Raw genomic sequence first — 17,218 nt, forward strand, 5'->3', positions numbered from 1 at the left:
GCGCCCCGCGCCGCGAACACTGCCCCCATCAAAGCCAGGAGGCATCCCGATGAAACCAACGATTGCAGCCCTCACCGCCACGATCGCCCTTGCCCTGCCCGCCCATGCCGACGAGGCCGGCGACGCGGCGGCCGGGGAAAAGGCCTTCCGCCAGTGCAAGGCCTGCCACACCATTGCGTCCGCCGACGAGACCATCCTGCGCGGCGGCCGCACCGGGCCCAACCTCTACGGCCTGCCGGGCCGGGTGGCCGGCTCGGTCGAGGATTTCCGCTATTCCGACCTTCTCGTCACCGCCGGGGAACAGGGCCTCGCCTGGGACGCCGACAGCTTCGCGGGCTACCTGCAGGACCCGACCGCCTGGCTCAACGAGACCACCGGCGAAAGCGGGCGCGGCAAGATGACCTTCAAGCTGCGCAAGGCCGAGGACGCGCAGGACCTGTGGGCCTACCTCGTCTCGGTCAGCCCCGCCGCCGACGGAAGCTGACCCGCCAGCGGCCGGCAAGGAGGCGCGCCGCCCGCCGGCGCCCCTCAGCCCGACCACGCCTGGAAGCCCACCGCGCCGCCGTAGATCGACAGCATCAGCACGCTTTCCCAGCCGATCCCCCCCGGCCCCTGCTTCTCGCGCACGATGAGGCCCAGCAGCAGGATCGCCGTCATCGCCTGCCCGACGATCAGCCAGAACAGGTCGCCCGACCCGATCGCGTGGTAGAGCGAGCCGTCGCGATAGCCGAAATCCGACAGGGTCAGGAACAGCACGTCGAAACTGTTGCCGCCGATGATCCCCCCCACGGCCAGCTGCAGCGCCCCACGGCGCACGGCGGCGAGCGTCGTCACCAGTTCCGGCAGCGAGGTCACCACCGCCGTCATCAGCGCCCCCACCAGCGCCGCCGACAGGTTCATCCGGTCGGTGATCTGCTCCGCCGACTGGGCGATCACCCAGCCCGCGACCCCCAGCACCAACATCATCGCCACGAAGAGGGCGATCTGCCGCGCCGGGCTTTCCTTGGCCGTCGTCTCCTCGTCGGGCGTGTCGTGGCGGGTCTCCTTGGTGTCCACCGCCTTCCACATCGGGTTTTCCTTCATGTCCGCCGTGCGGTAGGCGCCCATCAGGTAGATCACCAGCAGCAGAACCGACGCCGGGTGCACCGCCCAGAAAGAGACATCGGGCGTCATCGCCGCCCCCAGCGGCACCACCAGCATCAGCGACAGAAGCGCCGCCTGGAAGACGTTGGTCACGTCCGCCGCCGAATGCTCGAGATTGGCCTTCCGGTACACCATGTCGGCCAGCGCAAGGAACGCCGTCTGCGCCGCGATCCCGCCGATGCCGTTGGAAAAGGCCAGCCCGGCGCGCCCGTCCAGCGCGGCGGTCAGCGACACCACGGTGCCGGACAGCGACGTCGCCGCCCCAAGCAGAAGCCCGCCCGTCACCGCCTCGCCCAGCCCGGTGCTGTCGGCGATCCGGTCGGCCAGCCCCGCCATCTTCGTGCCCAGCACCAGCACGACCAGCGCCGCCAGCGCGAAGGCGCCGAAGACCAGCGGAAGCGAAAAGGATTCGAACATGGCGACGGCCCCAAACCCGCGTTGCAATGCTACCCCAACGCGGCAGCGCCCCTCGCGTTCCGGCCACGGCCCGCATCCGGCCGCCAGGCCAGCGGCCCGCGCGGCCCGAACCTGTGCCTCCCGCGCGCCGGCGCCGAAATCTTCAAAAGATTTCGGACCGTTTTCTTTTGAAGAAAACGGCCGCTTACCGCACCAAGGCCCCTTTCATCGACGCCTCCGGAAAGCATGTCGCCCCCTGGCCCGCCGCTTCCTGCCAGCGCCCGATAGACCGCCGCGTCTTGAACCCGGCCAGCCCGTCGACCCCGCCCACGTCATGGCCCTGCTCCACCAGCGCCGCCTGCATTGCCGCCACGTCCGAGCGTTTCAGCCCGCCGACACGCCCCCAGTCGCCCCGGAAATCCCCGATCCCGTACTGGATCCGGTCGCCCACATGCCCCACGAACAGCGCGTAGAGATCGCTCTCGTTATACTTCTTCAGCACGTAGAAATTCGGCGTCACGATGAAGGCGGGCCCCTTCCGCCCCGCGGGCATCATCAGGTAGCCCTCGCCCGCCAGCTCGTGCTCGGGAAACGGCCGCCCCGACACGCGGGTCACGCCCATCTCGACCCATTCTGCGATCGGCCGCCCCTGGTCGGGCCCCTCCAGCGTGCAGGAGACCGATGCCGGCACCGCCACCTCGAACCCCCAGTCGCGCCCCGGCACCCAGCCGAAATGCTCGAGGTAGCGGGCGATCGAGGCGATCGTGTCCGCCTCCGACCCCCAGATATCCGCCTTGCCGTCGCCATCGCCATCCGCCGCGAACTGCAGGTATCGCGAGGGCATGAACTGCGGCTGGCCCAGCGCCCCGGCCCAGCTGCTCTTCAGCGCCGATCCCGGCGCATGGCCCGCCTCGGCGATCTTCAGCGCGGCGATCAGCTCCTCGGTGAAGAACGCCGCCCGCGTGCTCATGAACCCCTTGGTGCCCAGCACCTCGAACGCGTTGTACCTGATCGCGACCCGGCCATAGCCGCTCTCGCGCCCCCAGACGGCCAGCACGATCCGCCCCGGCACGCCCGTCGCCGCCTCCGCCGCGGCCAGCGCCCCGGCATGGCGCCGTGCCATCACCCGCCCGACCTCGGCCGCGCCTTCCACCTTGCCGCGCCCGAAATAGGCCGCCGGCACGCCGAACTCGGCCTGGTACTGCGTCTCGGGCGTGCGCGCCGCGCTCCCCGGCGGCACCAGGTCCGGCAGGTCCCAATCCAGCGTGACGCCCCGGAACGCTGCCTCGAACGTGCCCCGCGCCACGCCCTCGGCCTGCGCCCTCGGCCATACCACCTGCTCCAGCCAGTCCCGGTATTGCCGCTCCACGGCGGCCCGGTCCACCGCGCCCGCCGCCATCGGCAGGCCCGCAAACACCATCAGCAAGACGAAAACGCGCAGGATCATCGGCCCTATCTCCCTACCAGTCAGCAGCGCCGGCCCATGCAGGCCGCGCACCGCACCCTTTCACATATGCCGCGTCACGCCCCCGTCGACCCTGAGCGACTGGCCGGTGATGAACCCGCTGTCCTCGCTCAGCAGGAAGGCCGCCGCCTTCGCCTGCTCCTCGGCGCGGCCCAGCCGCCCCAGCGCCGACATCTCGGCGAACTTCTGGGGCAGGTCCAGGCTGTCGGTGAACCCCGGCAGCACGCAGTTGAACCGGATATTCGCCGGCCCGTACCGGTCGGAATAGAGCTTCGCGAAGGACGACACCCCCACCCGGTAGACGCTCGACGTCGGAAAGGTCAGGCTCGGCTCGAAGGCCGAGAACGTGGTGATCGCCACGATCGAGCCGCCGCCCTGGCGCTCCATCACCGGCGTCACCAGCTTGGCCATCCGGATCACCGGCTTCAGTACCATCTCGTGCGCCCGGTCCCAGTCCTCCTCGGATATCTCCAGAAGATCCCCCTTGGGCGGCCCGCCCACGTGGATCAGCAGCGCGTCGATCCGGCCGTAAGTCTCCATCGCCAGGTCGAACAGCGCCTGCGTATCCCCGGCCACCTCCGCCTTGCCGCGCCGCGCCACGCCGCCCAGCTCCGCCGCCAGCGCCTCGCAGCTCTCCGACGGCGACATCAGCGCCAGCTTGTACCCCCGCCCGTGCATTTCCCGCGCGGTGGCGGCGCCCATGCCGCGGCCCCCGCCGATGATCACGCAAACCTTTTCCGCCATGTTCGACACCTCTCCGAATCCCTTTCCCCTGCACGCTACCAGACCGCGCGCCCACCGCCAGACCCACCCCCCGGCCCGACCGCGAACCCGCAAATTGGAAAAAAACCTTTACCAATTTCAGTGAGGCTTTAGTTTGGGCCTCGCGGCACTGCTGCGGCCGGCGTCTGGGAGGGCGCTTTGCGTGGCATGCCAGACAACTGGGAGGAAAGAATGACACACGACAAGACGATTTCACGTCGCGCCGCGCTGACCGGGCTCGCGACAGCGGGCGCGGCCGGGCTTTCGGCCCCGGCCATCGCCACGGCGCAGGGCCAGACCACCACCTGGAAGATCCAGACATCCTGGCCCGGCGGCATCGGGTTGCAGATCTTCAAGGACTGGGCCGCCTCGATCGAGGAAAAAAGCGGCGGCGAGCTGGCCTTCGAGCCTTTCGGCGCCAATGACGTCGTGGGCGATTTCCAGCTCTTCGACGCGGTCAAGAATGGCGTGCTCGACGCGGTGAACCCGTTCACCATCTACGCGCAAGGGATCATCCCGGCGGCCATGTTCCTGACAAGCTACCCGATGGGCCTGCGCAACCCGCACGAATTCGACGTGTTCTACTACGGCCTCGGCGGGCTCGAGATCGCCCGCGAGCTCTACGCCCAGCAGAACATGCATTTCGTGGGCCCCATCCACCACGGGCCCAACATCATCCACTCCAAGGTGCCGATCCGCTCGGTCGATGACTTCTCGGGCCGCAAGATGCGCGCCCCCGGCGGCATGGTCGCGGAACTCTTCTCGGCGCTCGGCGCCAAGACCACGCTCCTGCCCGGCTCGGAAATCTTCCCGGCGCTGGAAAAGGGCACGATCGACGTGGCCGATTACGTCGGCCCGGCGGTGAACTACGCGCTCGGCTTCAGCCAGGTGACCGATTACATCTCCATGGGCCCGCCGGGCTTCATGTCGGTCTACCAGCCCGTCGACCTGATGGACCTGACGGTCGGCATGGACAGCTGGAACGCGCTTTCCGACGAGATGAAGCAATTCGTCGAAATGGAGGTGCACGCCTATTCCGACGCGCACCACGCCGCCATCCAGAAGGCCGACCAGGAAGCCTGGGAGAAATTCGAGGCCGACGGCACCGAGGTCACCCGACTCAGCCAGACCGATGTCGAGATCATGACCGAGGTCGCCGTGCCGATCTGGTACAAGTACGCCAACCGCGACAAGAACGCGGCCCGCGTCTTCAAGATCCAGCTCGACTACATGATGTCGGGCTCGCTGGGCTACGTCACGCCCGAGATGGTCGAAGGCCAGGAACTCGATCTCTGAGCCACGGCCTGCCGTGATCTCCTGAAACATCGGGCCCCCGCCACGGCGCGGGGGCCCGACCTGCGCGCACAAGCGGAAAGACAATGCCCAGCATAGATTTCATCCTGCCGCACTGGCTGTACTGGGGGGGCCTTCTGGTCTTCCCCCTGGTCGCCATGGTGATGGCCCGGCGCACGCGGACACGGGGATACTCCGTGCCGATCGCCTACATGATCCTCGTCACCGGCGGGCTGCTCGGCCTGCACCGGCTCTACCTCCGCAACCTCTGGGGGCTGGTGTTCCTGCCGATCTTCTTCGCCATCCTCGTCTTCAACGCCCAGGGGCGCGAGGCCCGCGAGGTGGTCAGCCAGACCGCCAACGAGGTCGCCAGCGCCCAGCGCATCGTCGACCGGCTGGAGCCGAAAGTCACCGGCGCCGACGACCGGATCGCCAAGCTGCAGGCCGATCTCGAGGCGGCCGAGGAAGGCTCCTTCGCCCAGATCCGCGCCGAGAAGGAGCTGGAAAAGGCGCAAGGCTCCAAGGTCTCCGACGCCGAGCGCCTCGAGAAGGCCCAGGCCGACCTCGACGCTGCCGGCCCGGCGCTCGACAACGCCCGCGCCGCCCGCAAGCAATGGTCCGACTTCGCCTTCTACGCGCTCATGCTGCTTTGCGCGCTTATCGCCATCGACGCGGTGCTGATCCCCGGCATGGTCCGCAAGGCCCAGGCCCGCGCCGATGCCGAGCCCGCGCCCGTCAGCCCGGCCGAGGCCCGGCTCGAACATATCGAGCAGGAGGCAGAGAAGAAGGACCACGACCATATCGGCACCGGCTGGACCGGGGCGATCGACCGGATGTCCTATTTCTGCGGCGAGTTCGTCTCCTACTGGGCGGTCATCGCGGTCTTCGCCTATTACTTCGAGGTGGTCGCCCGCTACGTCTTCAACTCGCCCACCATCTGGGTGCATGAAGGCATGTTCCTGATGTTCGGGATGCAATACCTCATCGCCGGCGCCTACGCGGCGCTCACCGACGCGCACGTGAAGGTCGACGTGTTCTACGCCGAGTGGTCGCCGCTCCGGAAGGCGGTGGTCGACCTCTTCACCTCGATCTTCTTCTTCATCTTCGCGGGCACCCTTCTGGTCACCGGCTGGATCTTCGCGATGGACGCGACGGTGGTGAACGAGATCTCCTTCTCGGAATGGACGATCGCCTACTGGCCCTTCAAATGGGCCATCGTCGTGGGCGCGGTGCTGCTGATCCTGCAGGGGATCGCCAAGCTCGCCCGCGACGTCGCAACCGTTCGTCACAGCATGCAGGCGGGGTAAGCCATGGGTATCGAGATTGACATTGCATGGCTGACGCTGCTGATGTTCGGCAGCCTCATCGTGCTCCTGATGGCCGGCCTGCCGCTGGCCTTCGTGACCGGCGGGCTGGCCTGCGTCTTCCTATTCATCCTGGGCGACGCGCGCACGCTCAACATCGTGCCGTCACGCATCTTCCCCCTGATGACGAACTACCAGCTTTCGGCCATCCCGCTCTTCATATTCCTGGCGGCGATGCTGGAAAGGGCGGGCATCATCAACGAGATGTTCGACGTCATCTACAAGCTGCTGGGCGGCGTGAAGGGCGGGCTCGCCTCGGCCACGATCATCGCCTCGACGATCCTTGCCGCCATGGTGGGCGTGATCGGCGCGGCGGTGGTCACCATGGGCATCATCGCGCTTCCGGCCATGCTCAAGCGCCATTACGACCCCAAGATCGCCATGGGCTCGATCATGGCGGGCGGCACGCTGGGCATCCTGATCCCGCCCTCGATCCTCGCCATCATCTACGCGGTGGTGGCCGAGCAATCGGTGGGCGAGCTGTTCATCGGCGCGGTGCTGCCGGGGCTGATGCTGTCGGGCTTCTACATCCTATACGTCACGGTGATGTGCTACGCCAACCCGGCCAAGGGCCCGCCCATCCCGGTCGAGGAACGCGTCAGCAACGCCGAGAAACTGCGCCTGCTGGGCAACATGGCGGCGCCCATCACCCTGATCGCGGTGGTGCTCGGCGTGATCTTCACCGGCGTCGCCACGCCCGTGGAGGCGGCCGGCATCGGCACCTTCGGCGCCTTCATCGTCGCCGCCATCCACCGCAAGCTCGACTGGGCCACCGTGCGCGAGGCATGCCTGACCACGCTCAAGGCCTCGGCCATGGTCATCTGGATCATGTTCGGCGCCACCATCTTCGTCGGGCTCTACGTGCTCGAGGGCGGCCAGCAATTCGTCGAGGACACCATGACCGGTCTCGGCCTGGGCCCCTGGGGCATCCTGATCCTGATGCAGGTGATCCTGATCCTGCTGGGCATGTTCCTCGACTGGGTCGGCATCCTGCTTCTGGCGGTGCCGATCTTCGTGCCGATCATCAAGGCGCTGGGGGCCCAGGCCTTCGGCCTCGGCTCCGAAAGCGACCTGGTGCTGTGGTTCGGGGTGCTCTACCTCGTCAACATGCAGATGAGCTTCCTGTCGCCGCCCTTCGGCTATGCGCTGTTCTACCTGCGCGGGGTGGCGCCGCCGGAAATCCCGATGGGCGATATCTTCCGCTCGGCCCTGCCCTTCCTGTTACTGCAGGTGGTGGGGCTGGCGGCCTGCATGCTCTTCCCGCAGATCATCACCTGGCTGCCAAGGCTGGTTTACGGGTAGCCAGGGCCGACTTGCGATACGAGGGGGCCGTCACAATCGTGGCGGCCCTTTCTTTATGCGCCGGTGAGAAGCCGCGCATCGACGGGCCGTGGTACGGCGAACCAACATTCGTGATGGGCACTTTGTGCCTGCCAAGTACATCCATCCTGCGAGCGTGCCACTCCAACTGCCAAATCGCCGTGCCGTCACGCCAGAGGCGTGCCGTGTATAGCGGCGCACCTCCGGTGCGACGGGACGGCCCGTCGATGCGCGGCGGGCTTCGCCCTGGATTCCGCGCGAGCGCTTCATCGCGCCGTTCCGCATAACCGGGACAGCCCTTTCACTCCGGATTTCCCCCACCCCGCCGCAACCGCCGCTCGCGGAAGACGATCATCAATCCCCCGCCGACGATCAGAAGCGCCCCCGGCATCAGCGTGTCGAATGGCGCCTCGTCGAAGAACAGCCAGCCAAAGACAAAGGCGATGGGAATCCCGAAATAGCTGAACGGCGCAAGGTTGCTGGGCTCGGTCATCCGGAACGAGATCACCAGGCACAGCACCGCCGAGCCCCCGAACAGGCCCATCAGAAGGATCATCCCCGCATCCTGCCAGCTCGCCAGCGGGGTGAACCCGCCCAGGACAAAGGCCAGCGCCACCGACCCCACCGCCGCCGCGCCCGAGGAATAGAGGTTGAAGAGCGGCGTCGGCACACCTTCGTCGACCAGCCGCGCACTCACCCCGGTATAGGCGTAAAGCGCCGAGGCCCCGAAAGGCAGCAGCATGACCCAGGCGAAATCCACCGTCCCCGGCCGCATGATCAGCACCACGCCCACGAACCCGATCGCCACCGCTACCCAGCGGATCACCCCCACCCGCTCGCCCAGCAGCGGCACCGCCAGCGCGGTGGTGAAAAGCGCGGTCGTGTAGGAAATCGTCGTCGCCGTGGCAAAGGCCATCAGCCCCAACGACAAATAGAACAGAAGCTGCGCCAGCGTCACCGCCAGCCCGCGGGCCACGGCCAGCCGCCACTGCCGCATGCGAAGGCTCCGGTCGCCGCGCCGCCACGCCGCCGTCATCCACAGCGCCACGGCGCTCGGCACCAGCCCGAAGAGATTGCGATAGGCCGACAGCTCCGCCGCCGCATAGCGCACCGACATCGCCTTGATGATCAGGGCCATGAAGTCGAACAGAACCAGCGCCACGATGCTGATCAGAATGCCCAGAACGGCATTGTCGGTCCTGCCCGTCATCCCGGCCCTCACACACGCTACCCGGGGTCAGGAAGCACGTTTGGCGGGGATAGTCGAGACTTGGCGATAACCAGATCGACTTCACCCACCCGAGGACGTCAGCGGGAACCCGGAATTTGCGCAAATTCCGGGATAGAGAATGCGCATTCTCTATTCTCGTTTTCCACGCGGAAAACGCAAAGGCGTCCGCCTCGGGACACACACATCCCTGACACACGGGACCCAAACGGAATTTTGCAGAATTCCGTCCCGGAAAATTCCAATTTTCCGACCCGTTTTCTTTTCAAGAAAACGCCTAACTCGCGCCGAAAGCGCGTCAAGCATCCTCGATGTCAGGGAGTATCTGGTGCGGTCGAGAAGACTCGAACTTCCACGGGTGTTACCCCACAGCGACCTCAACGCTGCGCGTCTACCAATTCCGCCACGACCGCACGTGATCAGGTAGGTGGGCGGCGTATACGCAATTGCCGGGGCGTTGTGAAGAGGAAAATTCCGCCTTTTTCACGCCCCCCGGACTCGAAGACGCGGCACGGGGTTTCCCCCATGCCGCGCATCGCCTGTGCCCTCCGCGGGACCGCTGGCTCGGGCCCCGCGGCGCACAGGCTACAGCCGGGTTACACAGGAGCGCCCTCCCGGCTGCGATCGTTATTCCGACAGCGTGAACACCGGCATCGACGAGCCCGTGCTCGACGCCGGCACCGGCATCGCCACGTCGCCGCCCGCCAGCCCCAGCGCCGCCTTGCGCAGCACCTCGACCCGGTCGGCCTGGCTCGGCGCAAAGACCGGGGCCGCCCCGCCATCCAGCGCCGAGATCGCCACCTCGTACCATGCCAGCGCCATGTCGGCATTGTCATCCGTGCCGAACCCGCCATGCAGGTGGTGGCCCACCAGCTCGGCATAGGGCCGCTCGCCCAGCGCGGTCAGCAGCAGCGCCCCGCCCAGCGCGGCGGCCATCTTGTCCGACTGGTAGCCGCTCGCCATGCAGATCTGCGCCGTGGTCCGAAGCTGCTCGGGCGTCATGCCGCTCTCCAGCACCAGCCCGCTCACATCGTTCAGCACCGCCTTGGGCGGCTTCGAGCCGAGCGCGCCGACATGCACGGCCATGCTCTGCCCGAAGGCGTCGCATTGCTGCTCGATCGCCGCCTGGCTCGCCCCCTGGACCGAGGCCATCATGTCCTCGCCCCTTGCCACGGCATAGGTCCGCGTCAGGCAAAGCTGTTCGTTCAGCGCGAAATCCGGGTTGCTGACATCGGCCACCGTGGTGAACCCGCCATTTGCGCTGGTCAGCAGGTTGACCTTGCTGCAATGGCTCGACAGCGATTTCTGCTTCGGCGCCGTGTTGAACACCGGCAGGGTCAGCCCGGCGGTGGCGCCGGTCTCGGGCTCCTCGGCCTTGGCCATCATCGTGTTGGCCTCGGGCTGCGCCGCGGGCGCCGCCTTCACCTGGCAGGTGCCGCCGATACAGTCGAAGCTCGCCGGCGTCGGCGAATGCAGCAGCAGGTCGTTCCGCCGGTACCCGTCCGAGGTCGAGGCAAAGACCATGGTCTTGCACTGCGAGGCGTTGCACCAGAAGCTGCTGCCGGCCAGCGCGGTGTCGATGATGTAATCCGTGCTGCCGTCGCCGTTGAGGTCGGCCAGCTGGATGAAGCCCGAGCGCTGCAGAAGCTGCTCGGCCGACGGGTCGGAACTGTCCGCCACCTCGTCCACCGCCTCCGACACCGCCATCGGCAGCCCGGCATAGCCGGTGGTGCGCGTGCCGGTCGTCCCGTCACGCTGGGCGATCAGCAACGCCCGCGCGCCCTCGTTCGACTTGGCGATGATCTGGTTGACCTCGGCGCCGCCGGCCAGCGCCCGGTGATAGGCGCCCAGCAGCATGGTCTTCTCGTATTCCGAAAGCTGCCCGGTCGCCGGGTATCCCATGTACCCCTGGTAGCGCGAGATCGCCGCCCGCGACTGCCCGCCCAGAACCCCGTCCGCCGCGCCGGCATTGAAGCCGAAATAGTTCAGCGAGGTCTGGATTTCCCGTGCCTCCTGCCGCTGCGCCGAGGTGGCGCGCGGCTGGACATAGACGGTGCGCGTCCGCGTGGAGCGCGTCTGCGCCTTCTGGCGCTGCTGGTTGGCGATGCCGCTGCCGATCGCCCCGCCGATCAGCCCGCCGACAAGCCCGCCCACGAACTCGTCACCGGCATGGGCGCGCCCGACGGGCACCATCAGCATGGCGGTCATCACCGCCGCACCCGTGATCCTCTTGAAAGCCATTGCAATTATCCCCCTAGGTTCGAAAATTCCTTGATGCCGGCCATGCTAGCACGGGGTTTCGCGAATCCGTCACGCTTTTTTGCGCGCCAATTTGCACTTTCGGCTCAATGCGATACTCCATTCCCCAGGGGCAAAAGCCGGCGAATCGCCGGCCACAGCAAAGGGGCTGGCCACGCCATGGTGAACTGGATCACCTCCCCCGGCCTGACCGGATATGACGACGCCTGCCGCGAGATGGAGGCGCGCGCCGCCGCCATCGCCGAGGGCCGCGCCGACGAGGCGGTCTGGCTGGTCGAGCATCCGCCGCTCTACACCGCCGGCCCCTCGGCCAACCCCGCCGACCTGCGCGCGCCCGACCGGTTCCCGGTCCACCAGACCCGCCGGGGCGGGCAATACACCTATCACGGGCCGGGCCAGCGCGTGGTCTACGTCATGCTGAACGTGGGCCGCCGCGGCCGCGACCTGCGCCGCTTCGTCGAACAGCTCGAAACCTGGGTGATCGCCACGCTCGACCAGTTCAACGTGAAGGGCGAAATCCGCCCCGGCCGGGTCGGCGTCTGGGTGGTGCGCGACGACAGGCCGCTCACCGCCACAGGCGCGAAACCCGAAGACAAGATCGCCGCCATCGGCATCAAGATGCACCGGTGGGTCAGCTTCCACGGCATCTCGATCAACGTCGAACCCGATCTCGAGCATTTCTCCGGCATCGTCCCCTGCGGCATCGCCGAGCATGGCGTCACCTCGCTGGTCGATCTCGGCCTGCCGGTGGAAATGGGCGATGTCGACACGGCGCTGAAAAAGACCTTCCCCGCGATCTTCCCGGCCCGCGCCCCGGCATGAGCCCGGCTTGAACACGGTTCCCTGCCGGACGTTTGCCCCGCCGGGCAGCGCCCGACCGCGGGTGGGCGCACCAACATCCGGGATGCTTGCGCGGCCGAGCCCCGCAAATCCCGGCCCACAAAAAAAAACCGACCCTTCCGCACTGTTGTGCGAAAGGGCCGGCAACCTTGAAAAGCAACGGATCCCCGGGCGTCAGCCGCCCTTCTCTTGGGGATCCATCATGGGATACGCCTCGGTGACGTCCATCGCGGGCGAACCCGAGCAGGCCTCGACGACCTGGACATACACGTCCGGCGCACCGGTGGCCTCTTCGCGGGCCTCTTCACGGCCGCCATCGGTGCTGTCGTCTTCCTTGACGGACACACCCTCGGCGGACGCATCTGCGCCCATGTCGCCGCGCGCCATCTCGCGCGCTTCCATGCGACCGGCATCGATGCCCATGACCCAGCCGCGCTGGCCGTCTTCGCTCATCGCGGAGAATTCCTCGCAGGTCATGGCGTTGGCGGGAAGGCCGACAAGCAGCGCGACCGTGGCAGCGGCGCCGGCCTTGGTAACTGTGTTCCAATGTTTCATGAATAACTCCTCTCAAGTCTCTAACTGGTGAAGCGTCAACGTCACCCGGGTGTCTTTGTTCCGTCCGGTAGCAGGTGACCTGTGCCGTTTCCGCCTGAAAACAAACGAAAACCGCCCCGCGCCCGCCTCGTCTCACCGCTTCGTGTCCGCCGCACAAATCGGCGTGATCACAGGGAACCGCCCGGCCGGGGGTGCGACAATATTCATTGATCCATGTCAAACTCATGCATTGCCCCTGTGACCGATGCATTCTAAAACCTGCACCAATTGCCGGTGCGTGACTCGACCGGTGACGCGCCACAGTAAGATGCAGCAGGAGGCAGCCAATGGCAGATGCGGCCATTCACGGCGACGGCCATGAAGACAACCGCGGGTTCTTCACCCGCTGGTTCATGTCCACCAACCACAAGGATATCGGTATCCTCTACCTGATCACCTCGGCCATCGTCGGGCTGATCTCGGTCATGTTCACCGTCTACATGCGGATGGAACTGATGGAGCCGGGCGTTCAGTACATGTGCCTCGAAGGCGCGCGCTTCATCGCGGCGGCGGCGGGCGAATGTACCCCGAACGGCCACCTCTGGAACGTGATGATCACCTATCACGGCGTCCTGATGATGTTCTTCGTGGTGATCCCGGCCCTCTTCGGCGGCTTCGGCAACTTCTTCATGCCGCTGCAGATCGGCGCGCCCGACATGGCGTTCCCGCGGATGAACAACCTGTCGTTCTGGCTCTACGTCGCCGGTACCTCGCTGGGCGTGGCCTCGCTGCTCTCTCCGGGCGGCAACGGCCAGTTGGGCTCTGGCGTGGGCTGGGTGCTCTACCCGCCGCTCTCGTCAAGCGAGGCCGGCATGTCGATGGACCTCGCGATCTTCGCGGTCCACGTCTCGGGCGCCTCGTCGATCCTCGGCGCGATCAACATGATCACCACCTTCCTGAACATGCGCGCGCCCGGCATGACGCTCTTCAAGGTGCCGCTCTTTTCGTGGTCGATCTTCGTCACGGCATGGCTCATCCTGCTGTCGCTGCCGGTCCTGGCGGGCGCCATCACCATGCTGCTGACCGACCGGAACTTCGGCACGACCTTCTTCGATCCGGCCGGTGGCGGTGACCCGATCCTCTACCAGCACATCCTGTGGTTCTTCGGCCACCCGGAAGTGTACATCATCATCCTGCCCGGCTTCGGCATCATCTCCCACGTGATCGCGACCTTCTCGCGCAAACCGATCTTCGGCTACCTCCCGATGGTCTGGGCGCTGATCGCCATCGGCCTTCTCGGCTTCGTCGTGTGGGCGCACCACATGTACACCGTGGGCATGTCGCTGACCCAGCAGAGCTACTTCATGCTGGCCACGATGGTCATCGCCGTGCCGACAGGGGTGAAGGTCTTCTCGTGGATCGCCACGATGTGGGGCGGATCGATCGAGTTCAAGACGCCGATGCTCTGGGCGTTCGGCTTCCTGTTCCTCTTCACCGTGGGCGGCGTGACCGGCATCGTCCTGTCGCAGGCCGGCATCGACCGCGCCTACCACGACACCTACTACGTGGTCGCGCACTTCCACTACGTGATGTCGCTGGGCGCCGTCTTCGCCATCTTCGCCGGGATCTACTTCTACTTCGGCAAGATGACCGGGCGCCAATACCCGGAATGGGCGGGCAAGCTGCACTTCTGGGCGATGTTCCTCGGTGCGAACCTGACCTTCTTCCCGCAGCACTTCCTGGGCCGTCAGGGCATGCCGCGCCGCTATATCGACTACCCCGAGGCCTTCGCGGTCTGGAACTGGTGGTCCTCGCTCGGCGCGTTCATCTCCTTCGCCTCGTTCATCTTCTTCTTCGGCATCGTGTTCTACTCGCTGTTCCGGGGCGCCAAGGTGACCCAGAACAACTACTGGAACGAATACGCCGACACGCTGGAATGGACGGTGGCCTCGCCCCCGCCCGAGCACACGTTCGAAATCCTCCCCAAGCAGGAGGAATGGGACAAGGGCCACGCCCACTAGGCGCCCGACCCGCTCGACAGAAAGAAAGGCCCCGGCATCGCGCCGGGGCCTTTTTGCTACAGCCTACGGACGAAAGCCTGCGTGCGGAGCTTCATCCGGGGCCAAACGCCGTCGTCATCCCCGATCCTCCCCACCATTGACCCGCCGGGCAGGTGCCAGGCAGCCCAGGGGAACGCACCCCCCGGGCGTTTACCCCAGCTCCCCGTGATACCAGTCATAGATCGTGACCTCGGTCTCGGCCCCGGCCTCCTCCAGCATCTTGGCAAAGGCCTCCGGGTCCTGCGTGCCGCCGTCGCGCCCGCGGTAATGGTAGGGGATCACCATCGCCGGCGCGAACGCGGCCACGGCATCCGCCGCCTGCTCCGCGGTCATGGTAAACGGCAGGTTCATGCAGACCAGCGCCAGGTCGATATCCTCCAGCGCCCGCATCTCCTCCGTCCCCTCGGTGTCGCCCGAGATATACACGCGCGAGCCGTCCAGCGTCAGCACGAAGCCGATATCGCCCCGGTCCTGCGGGTGGAACTCCATCCGCCCCTCGGTGATGTTGTAGGCCGGCACCGCCTCGATCCCGACGCCCGCCATCTCGGTGCTGTCGCCCGCGGCGATCACGTGGGCCCGCGCCTGCATGTCCTCGGGCATCATCGCGGTCACGTCCTCGTTGGTCAGGATCGGCGCCTTGGGCAGAACCCCCAGCAGGTCGGCGCTGAAATGGTCGCCATGCCGGTGCGTGACAAGAATGAGGTCCGGCTCGGGCAGGTCCTCGTAGGCTGCATCCTCTCCAACGGGATCGACGTAGATCACCCCCGACGGCGTTTCCATCACGAAGGAGGCGTGCGAGATCGGATGGATGGTCAGCTTGCCGTCCATGAAGTTCAGGCTCGTCCCGTCCTCGGCGGCAAGCGCGAGCGACGGCAGAACCGTGACCGTTCCGGCAGCGGCGCTGCCGATGAGGAAATTGCGTCTGGTCGTCATGTAGAACCTCCGGGTGTGTTGCGTGGCGTTGTCAGACGTAGACGTCTCTAGGACTGTCTGCAGCATAGCATAGTGTGATCGGCCCGTGTGGCGAGGTGTGGATTGGCGGGACGGGCTCGCGCTTCACCGCCACCCGCAACGACACAGGTCGTGCACCGCGCGGCCGCCAACGTTGCGAAGCCGCGCATCGGCGGGCCGTGGTACGGCGATCCGACCTTGGTGATGGGCAATTTATGCCTGCCAAGCACATCCAACCCGCGCGCGTGCCACTCCACCCGCGAAATCGCCGTGCCGTCCGGGCGGCCCGTCGATGCGCGGCGGGCTGAAGCCCTTTGTTCCGCGCAGACGGCCCAACAAACGCCTCGCCCACCCGCAGTCGGCCGCCGCCCGGCACCACTTCTCCCCCGTTGCGCCCAACACAACATCTCGCCTGTTGCGCCCGGAACGCCACATCAACCAACCGCTCCACAGCCCCGGAAACCGACGCGATACCGACGGAATACCGACGTGATACCGACGTCACGATCCCTTCAAAACAACGCCGTTAACCTTCGAATCGCCGCCCCCTGCCGTCTCCGCGCCCCGCCCCGTCGCATTCGCCCCTCCCCATCCGCCGCCCCCCATGCTATCTCCCGCCCCAACGACCCTGCCAGAGGACACCCCATGTCCAACGAGATCCGCCTCGCCTTCGCCCACCCCTCGGCCCGCGCCGACGCCACCGCCCCCGACGGCCCGCTCGACCGCATTTCCGTCCGCGATCACGTGGTCGAGGTGGAAATCGGCGCCTTCCAGGCCGAGCGCGGCACCACCCAGCGCGTCGCCTTCAACGTCGTGGTCGAGGTGCGCCCCCTCACCGACCCGATCGACGACGATGTCGACCGCATCCTCAGCTACGACAAGGTGACCGAGGCGATCCATGCAGCGCTCGCCGAAGAACGCCTGAACCTCCTTGAAACGCTGGCCGAGCGCATCGCCGAACGCATCCTGTGGGAGCCGCAGGCGGTACGCACCTTCGTCCGCATCGAGAAGCTCGACCGCGGGCCGGGCGCTCTCGGCGTCGAGATCGTCCGCTCCGTCTCGGACCTCAAGACCAAGCCCGTCACGCCTCACCACGCCACGGCCCCGCACCCGCACGTGGTCTACCTCACCAACGCCGCCATCCGCTCGCCCAACCTCGCCCGCTGGCTCGACCAGTTGCAGGCCCGGGCCGAGCCGGTGATCCTCTGCGTCGGCCATGCCGACACGCCCGCCCCGCAGACCGGCCACAAGATGACCCAGCGCCGCGTCGACCTGCTGGCCCTGGAACAGAACGCCTGGGTGCTCGCGGGGCGTGATGACCGCTGCGTCGTCGTGGGCAGCCGGACCGAGCTCGACTGGGCCATGAAGAACGGCCAGATCAGCGTCTGGGCCCCCTCGAAGATCGTGCTCGACGCCGTCGACGGCCCCACCACCGGCCCCGACGACCCGGTCGCGCTCGCCTCGTGGTTCGCCGGCCATATCGACGCCTCCGACCTGCTGCTCATCGGCGAAACACCCCCTGCCGACCCGCCCGTCCCCGTGCTTGTCCAGGACATCGCCCAGTCGGGCCTGTAAGGGCCTCGCCCCGCAAAACGCCCCGTCC

At 66.9% G+C, this 17,218-nt stretch carries 14 protein-coding genes and 1 tRNA gene; 7 read left to right on the plus strand and 8 right to left on the minus strand.

The annotated features are described in order from the left end of the window. The first annotated feature begins 49 nt into the window (after positions 1-49). Positions 50-484 (plus strand): c-type cytochrome, encoded by a 435-nt coding sequence (locus QUV18_RS12770; RefSeq protein ID WP_300894318.1) that lies wholly within the window; start codon positions 50-52, stop codon positions 482-484. A gap of 44 nt (positions 485-528) precedes the next feature. Here QUV18_RS12770 and QUV18_RS12775 read toward each other — a convergent pair whose 3' ends face one another. From QUV18_RS12775 to QUV18_RS12785, 3 genes are all read right to left on the minus strand, one after another. After that, positions 529-1,560, minus strand: a complete 1,032-nt coding sequence (locus QUV18_RS12775) for a sodium:calcium antiporter (RefSeq protein WP_300894319.1) — start codon at positions 1,558-1,560, stop codon at positions 529-531. Between the two features lie 184 nt (positions 1,561-1,744). Next, positions 1,745-2,986 carry a lytic murein transglycosylase gene (locus QUV18_RS12780; RefSeq protein WP_300894320.1) on the minus strand — a complete coding sequence of 414 codons (1,242 nt, stop codon included), beginning with the start codon at positions 2,984-2,986 and terminating at the stop codon, positions 1,745-1,747. Positions 2,987-3,046: 60 nt separating this feature from the next. Then, positions 3,047-3,748 (minus strand): SDR family oxidoreductase, encoded by a 702-nt coding sequence (locus tag QUV18_RS12785; RefSeq protein WP_300894321.1) that lies wholly within the window; start codon positions 3,746-3,748, stop codon positions 3,047-3,049. A 210-nt stretch (positions 3,749-3,958) separates the two neighbouring features. Between QUV18_RS12785 and dctP the strand changes: the two genes are divergently transcribed. The 3 genes from dctP (at position 3,959) to QUV18_RS12800 (ending at position 7,725) form a co-directional block, all read left to right on the plus strand. Next, complete coding sequence (gene dctP / locus QUV18_RS12790) at positions 3,959-5,062, plus strand: TRAP transporter substrate-binding protein DctP (RefSeq protein ID WP_300894322.1); 1,104 nt, start codon at positions 3,959-3,961, stop codon at positions 5,060-5,062. A gap of 83 nt (positions 5,063-5,145) precedes the next feature. Continuing rightward, positions 5,146-6,366, plus strand: a complete 1,221-nt coding sequence (locus QUV18_RS12795) for a TRAP transporter small permease subunit (protein WP_300894323.1) — start codon at positions 5,146-5,148, stop codon at positions 6,364-6,366. A 3-nt stretch (positions 6,367-6,369) separates the two neighbouring features. After that, positions 6,370-7,725, plus strand: coding sequence for a TRAP transporter large permease subunit (locus tag QUV18_RS12800; protein ID WP_300894324.1), 1,356 nt, complete (start codon positions 6,370-6,372; stop codon positions 7,723-7,725). Between the two features lie 319 nt (positions 7,726-8,044). Here QUV18_RS12800 and QUV18_RS12805 read toward each other — a convergent pair whose 3' ends face one another. The 3 genes from QUV18_RS12805 to QUV18_RS12815 form a co-directional block, all read right to left on the minus strand. After that, the gene (locus QUV18_RS12805; RefSeq protein WP_300894325.1) at positions 8,045-8,953 is read right to left on the minus strand and encodes a DMT family transporter; all 909 of its coding nucleotides are present in this window, start codon (positions 8,951-8,953) and stop codon (positions 8,045-8,047) included. A 344-nt stretch (positions 8,954-9,297) separates the two neighbouring features. Beyond that, positions 9,298-9,384 (minus strand) — tRNA-Leu (locus tag QUV18_RS12810). A 214-nt stretch (positions 9,385-9,598) separates the two neighbouring features. Then, positions 9,599-11,212, minus strand: coding sequence for a peptidoglycan-binding domain-containing protein (locus QUV18_RS12815; RefSeq protein ID WP_300894326.1), 1,614 nt, complete (start codon positions 11,210-11,212; stop codon positions 9,599-9,601). 177 nt (positions 11,213-11,389) lie between these two features. Here QUV18_RS12815 and lipB point away from each other — a divergent pair, with 177 nt between their 5' ends. Beyond that, a complete protein-coding gene (lipB, locus tag QUV18_RS12820) occupies positions 11,390-12,052 on the plus strand; it encodes a lipoyl(octanoyl) transferase LipB (RefSeq protein ID WP_300894327.1) in 663 nt (220 codons plus the stop codon). Between the two features lie 192 nt (positions 12,053-12,244). Here the strand turns inward: lipB and QUV18_RS12825 are convergent, their stop codons facing one another. Continuing rightward, positions 12,245-12,625 carry a hypothetical protein gene (locus QUV18_RS12825; protein ID WP_300894328.1) on the minus strand — a complete coding sequence of 127 codons (381 nt, stop codon included), beginning with the start codon at positions 12,623-12,625 and terminating at the stop codon, positions 12,245-12,247. 326 nt (positions 12,626-12,951) lie between these two features. On the opposite strand from QUV18_RS12825, the gene QUV18_RS12830 reads away from it, so the two are divergent. Next, entirely contained in the window at positions 12,952-14,625 is a 1,674-nt protein-coding gene (locus QUV18_RS12830) for a cytochrome c oxidase subunit 1 (RefSeq protein ID WP_300894329.1), read from the plus strand. A 189-nt stretch (positions 14,626-14,814) separates the two neighbouring features. Here QUV18_RS12830 and QUV18_RS12835 read toward each other — a convergent pair whose 3' ends face one another. After that, positions 14,815-15,597 (minus strand): MBL fold metallo-hydrolase, encoded by a 783-nt coding sequence (locus QUV18_RS12835; RefSeq protein ID WP_300894330.1) that lies wholly within the window; start codon positions 15,595-15,597, stop codon positions 14,815-14,817. Positions 15,598-16,260: 663 nt separating this feature from the next. On the opposite strand from QUV18_RS12835, the gene QUV18_RS12840 reads away from it, so the two are divergent. Then, complete coding sequence (locus QUV18_RS12840) at positions 16,261-17,190, plus strand: dihydroneopterin aldolase (RefSeq protein ID WP_300894331.1); 930 nt, start codon at positions 16,261-16,263, stop codon at positions 17,188-17,190. The last annotated feature ends 28 nt before the right edge of the window (positions 17,191-17,218 follow it).

Origin of the sequence: Roseovarius sp. (genome assembly GCF_030373445.1) — a bacterium.
Classification (GTDB): Bacteria; Pseudomonadota; Alphaproteobacteria; order Rhodobacterales; family Rhodobacteraceae; genus Roseovarius.

Coding starts and splice junctions, on each gene's coding strand:
- QUV18_RS12770 (WP_300894318.1), top strand. CDS start 50: ATGAAACCAACGATTGCAGCCCTCACCGCCACGATCGCCCTTGCCCTG.
- QUV18_RS12775 (WP_300894319.1), bottom strand. CDS start 1,560: ATGTTCGAATCCTTTTCGCTTCCGCTGGTCTTCGGCGCCTTCGCGCTG.
- QUV18_RS12780 (WP_300894320.1), bottom strand. CDS start 2,986: ATGATCCTGCGCGTTTTCGTCTTGCTGATGGTGTTTGCGGGCCTGCCG.
- QUV18_RS12785 (WP_300894321.1), bottom strand. CDS start 3,748: ATGGCGGAAAAGGTTTGCGTGATCATCGGCGGGGGCCGCGGCATGGGC.
- dctP (WP_300894322.1), top strand. CDS start 3,959: ATGACACACGACAAGACGATTTCACGTCGCGCCGCGCTGACCGGGCTC.
- QUV18_RS12795 (WP_300894323.1), top strand. CDS start 5,146: ATGCCCAGCATAGATTTCATCCTGCCGCACTGGCTGTACTGGGGGGGC.
- QUV18_RS12800 (WP_300894324.1), top strand. CDS start 6,370: ATGGGTATCGAGATTGACATTGCATGGCTGACGCTGCTGATGTTCGGC.
- QUV18_RS12805 (WP_300894325.1), bottom strand. CDS start 8,953: ATGACGGGCAGGACCGACAATGCCGTTCTGGGCATTCTGATCAGCATC.
- QUV18_RS12815 (WP_300894326.1), bottom strand. CDS start 11,212: ATGGCTTTCAAGAGGATCACGGGTGCGGCGGTGATGACCGCCATGCTG.
- lipB (WP_300894327.1), top strand. CDS start 11,390: ATGGTGAACTGGATCACCTCCCCCGGCCTGACCGGATATGACGACGCC.
- QUV18_RS12825 (WP_300894328.1), bottom strand. CDS start 12,625: ATGAAACATTGGAACACAGTTACCAAGGCCGGCGCCGCTGCCACGGTC.
- QUV18_RS12830 (WP_300894329.1), top strand. CDS start 12,952: ATGGCAGATGCGGCCATTCACGGCGACGGCCATGAAGACAACCGCGGG.
- QUV18_RS12835 (WP_300894330.1), bottom strand. CDS start 15,597: ATGACGACCAGACGCAATTTCCTCATCGGCAGCGCCGCTGCCGGAACG.
- QUV18_RS12840 (WP_300894331.1), top strand. CDS start 16,261: ATGTCCAACGAGATCCGCCTCGCCTTCGCCCACCCCTCGGCCCGCGCC.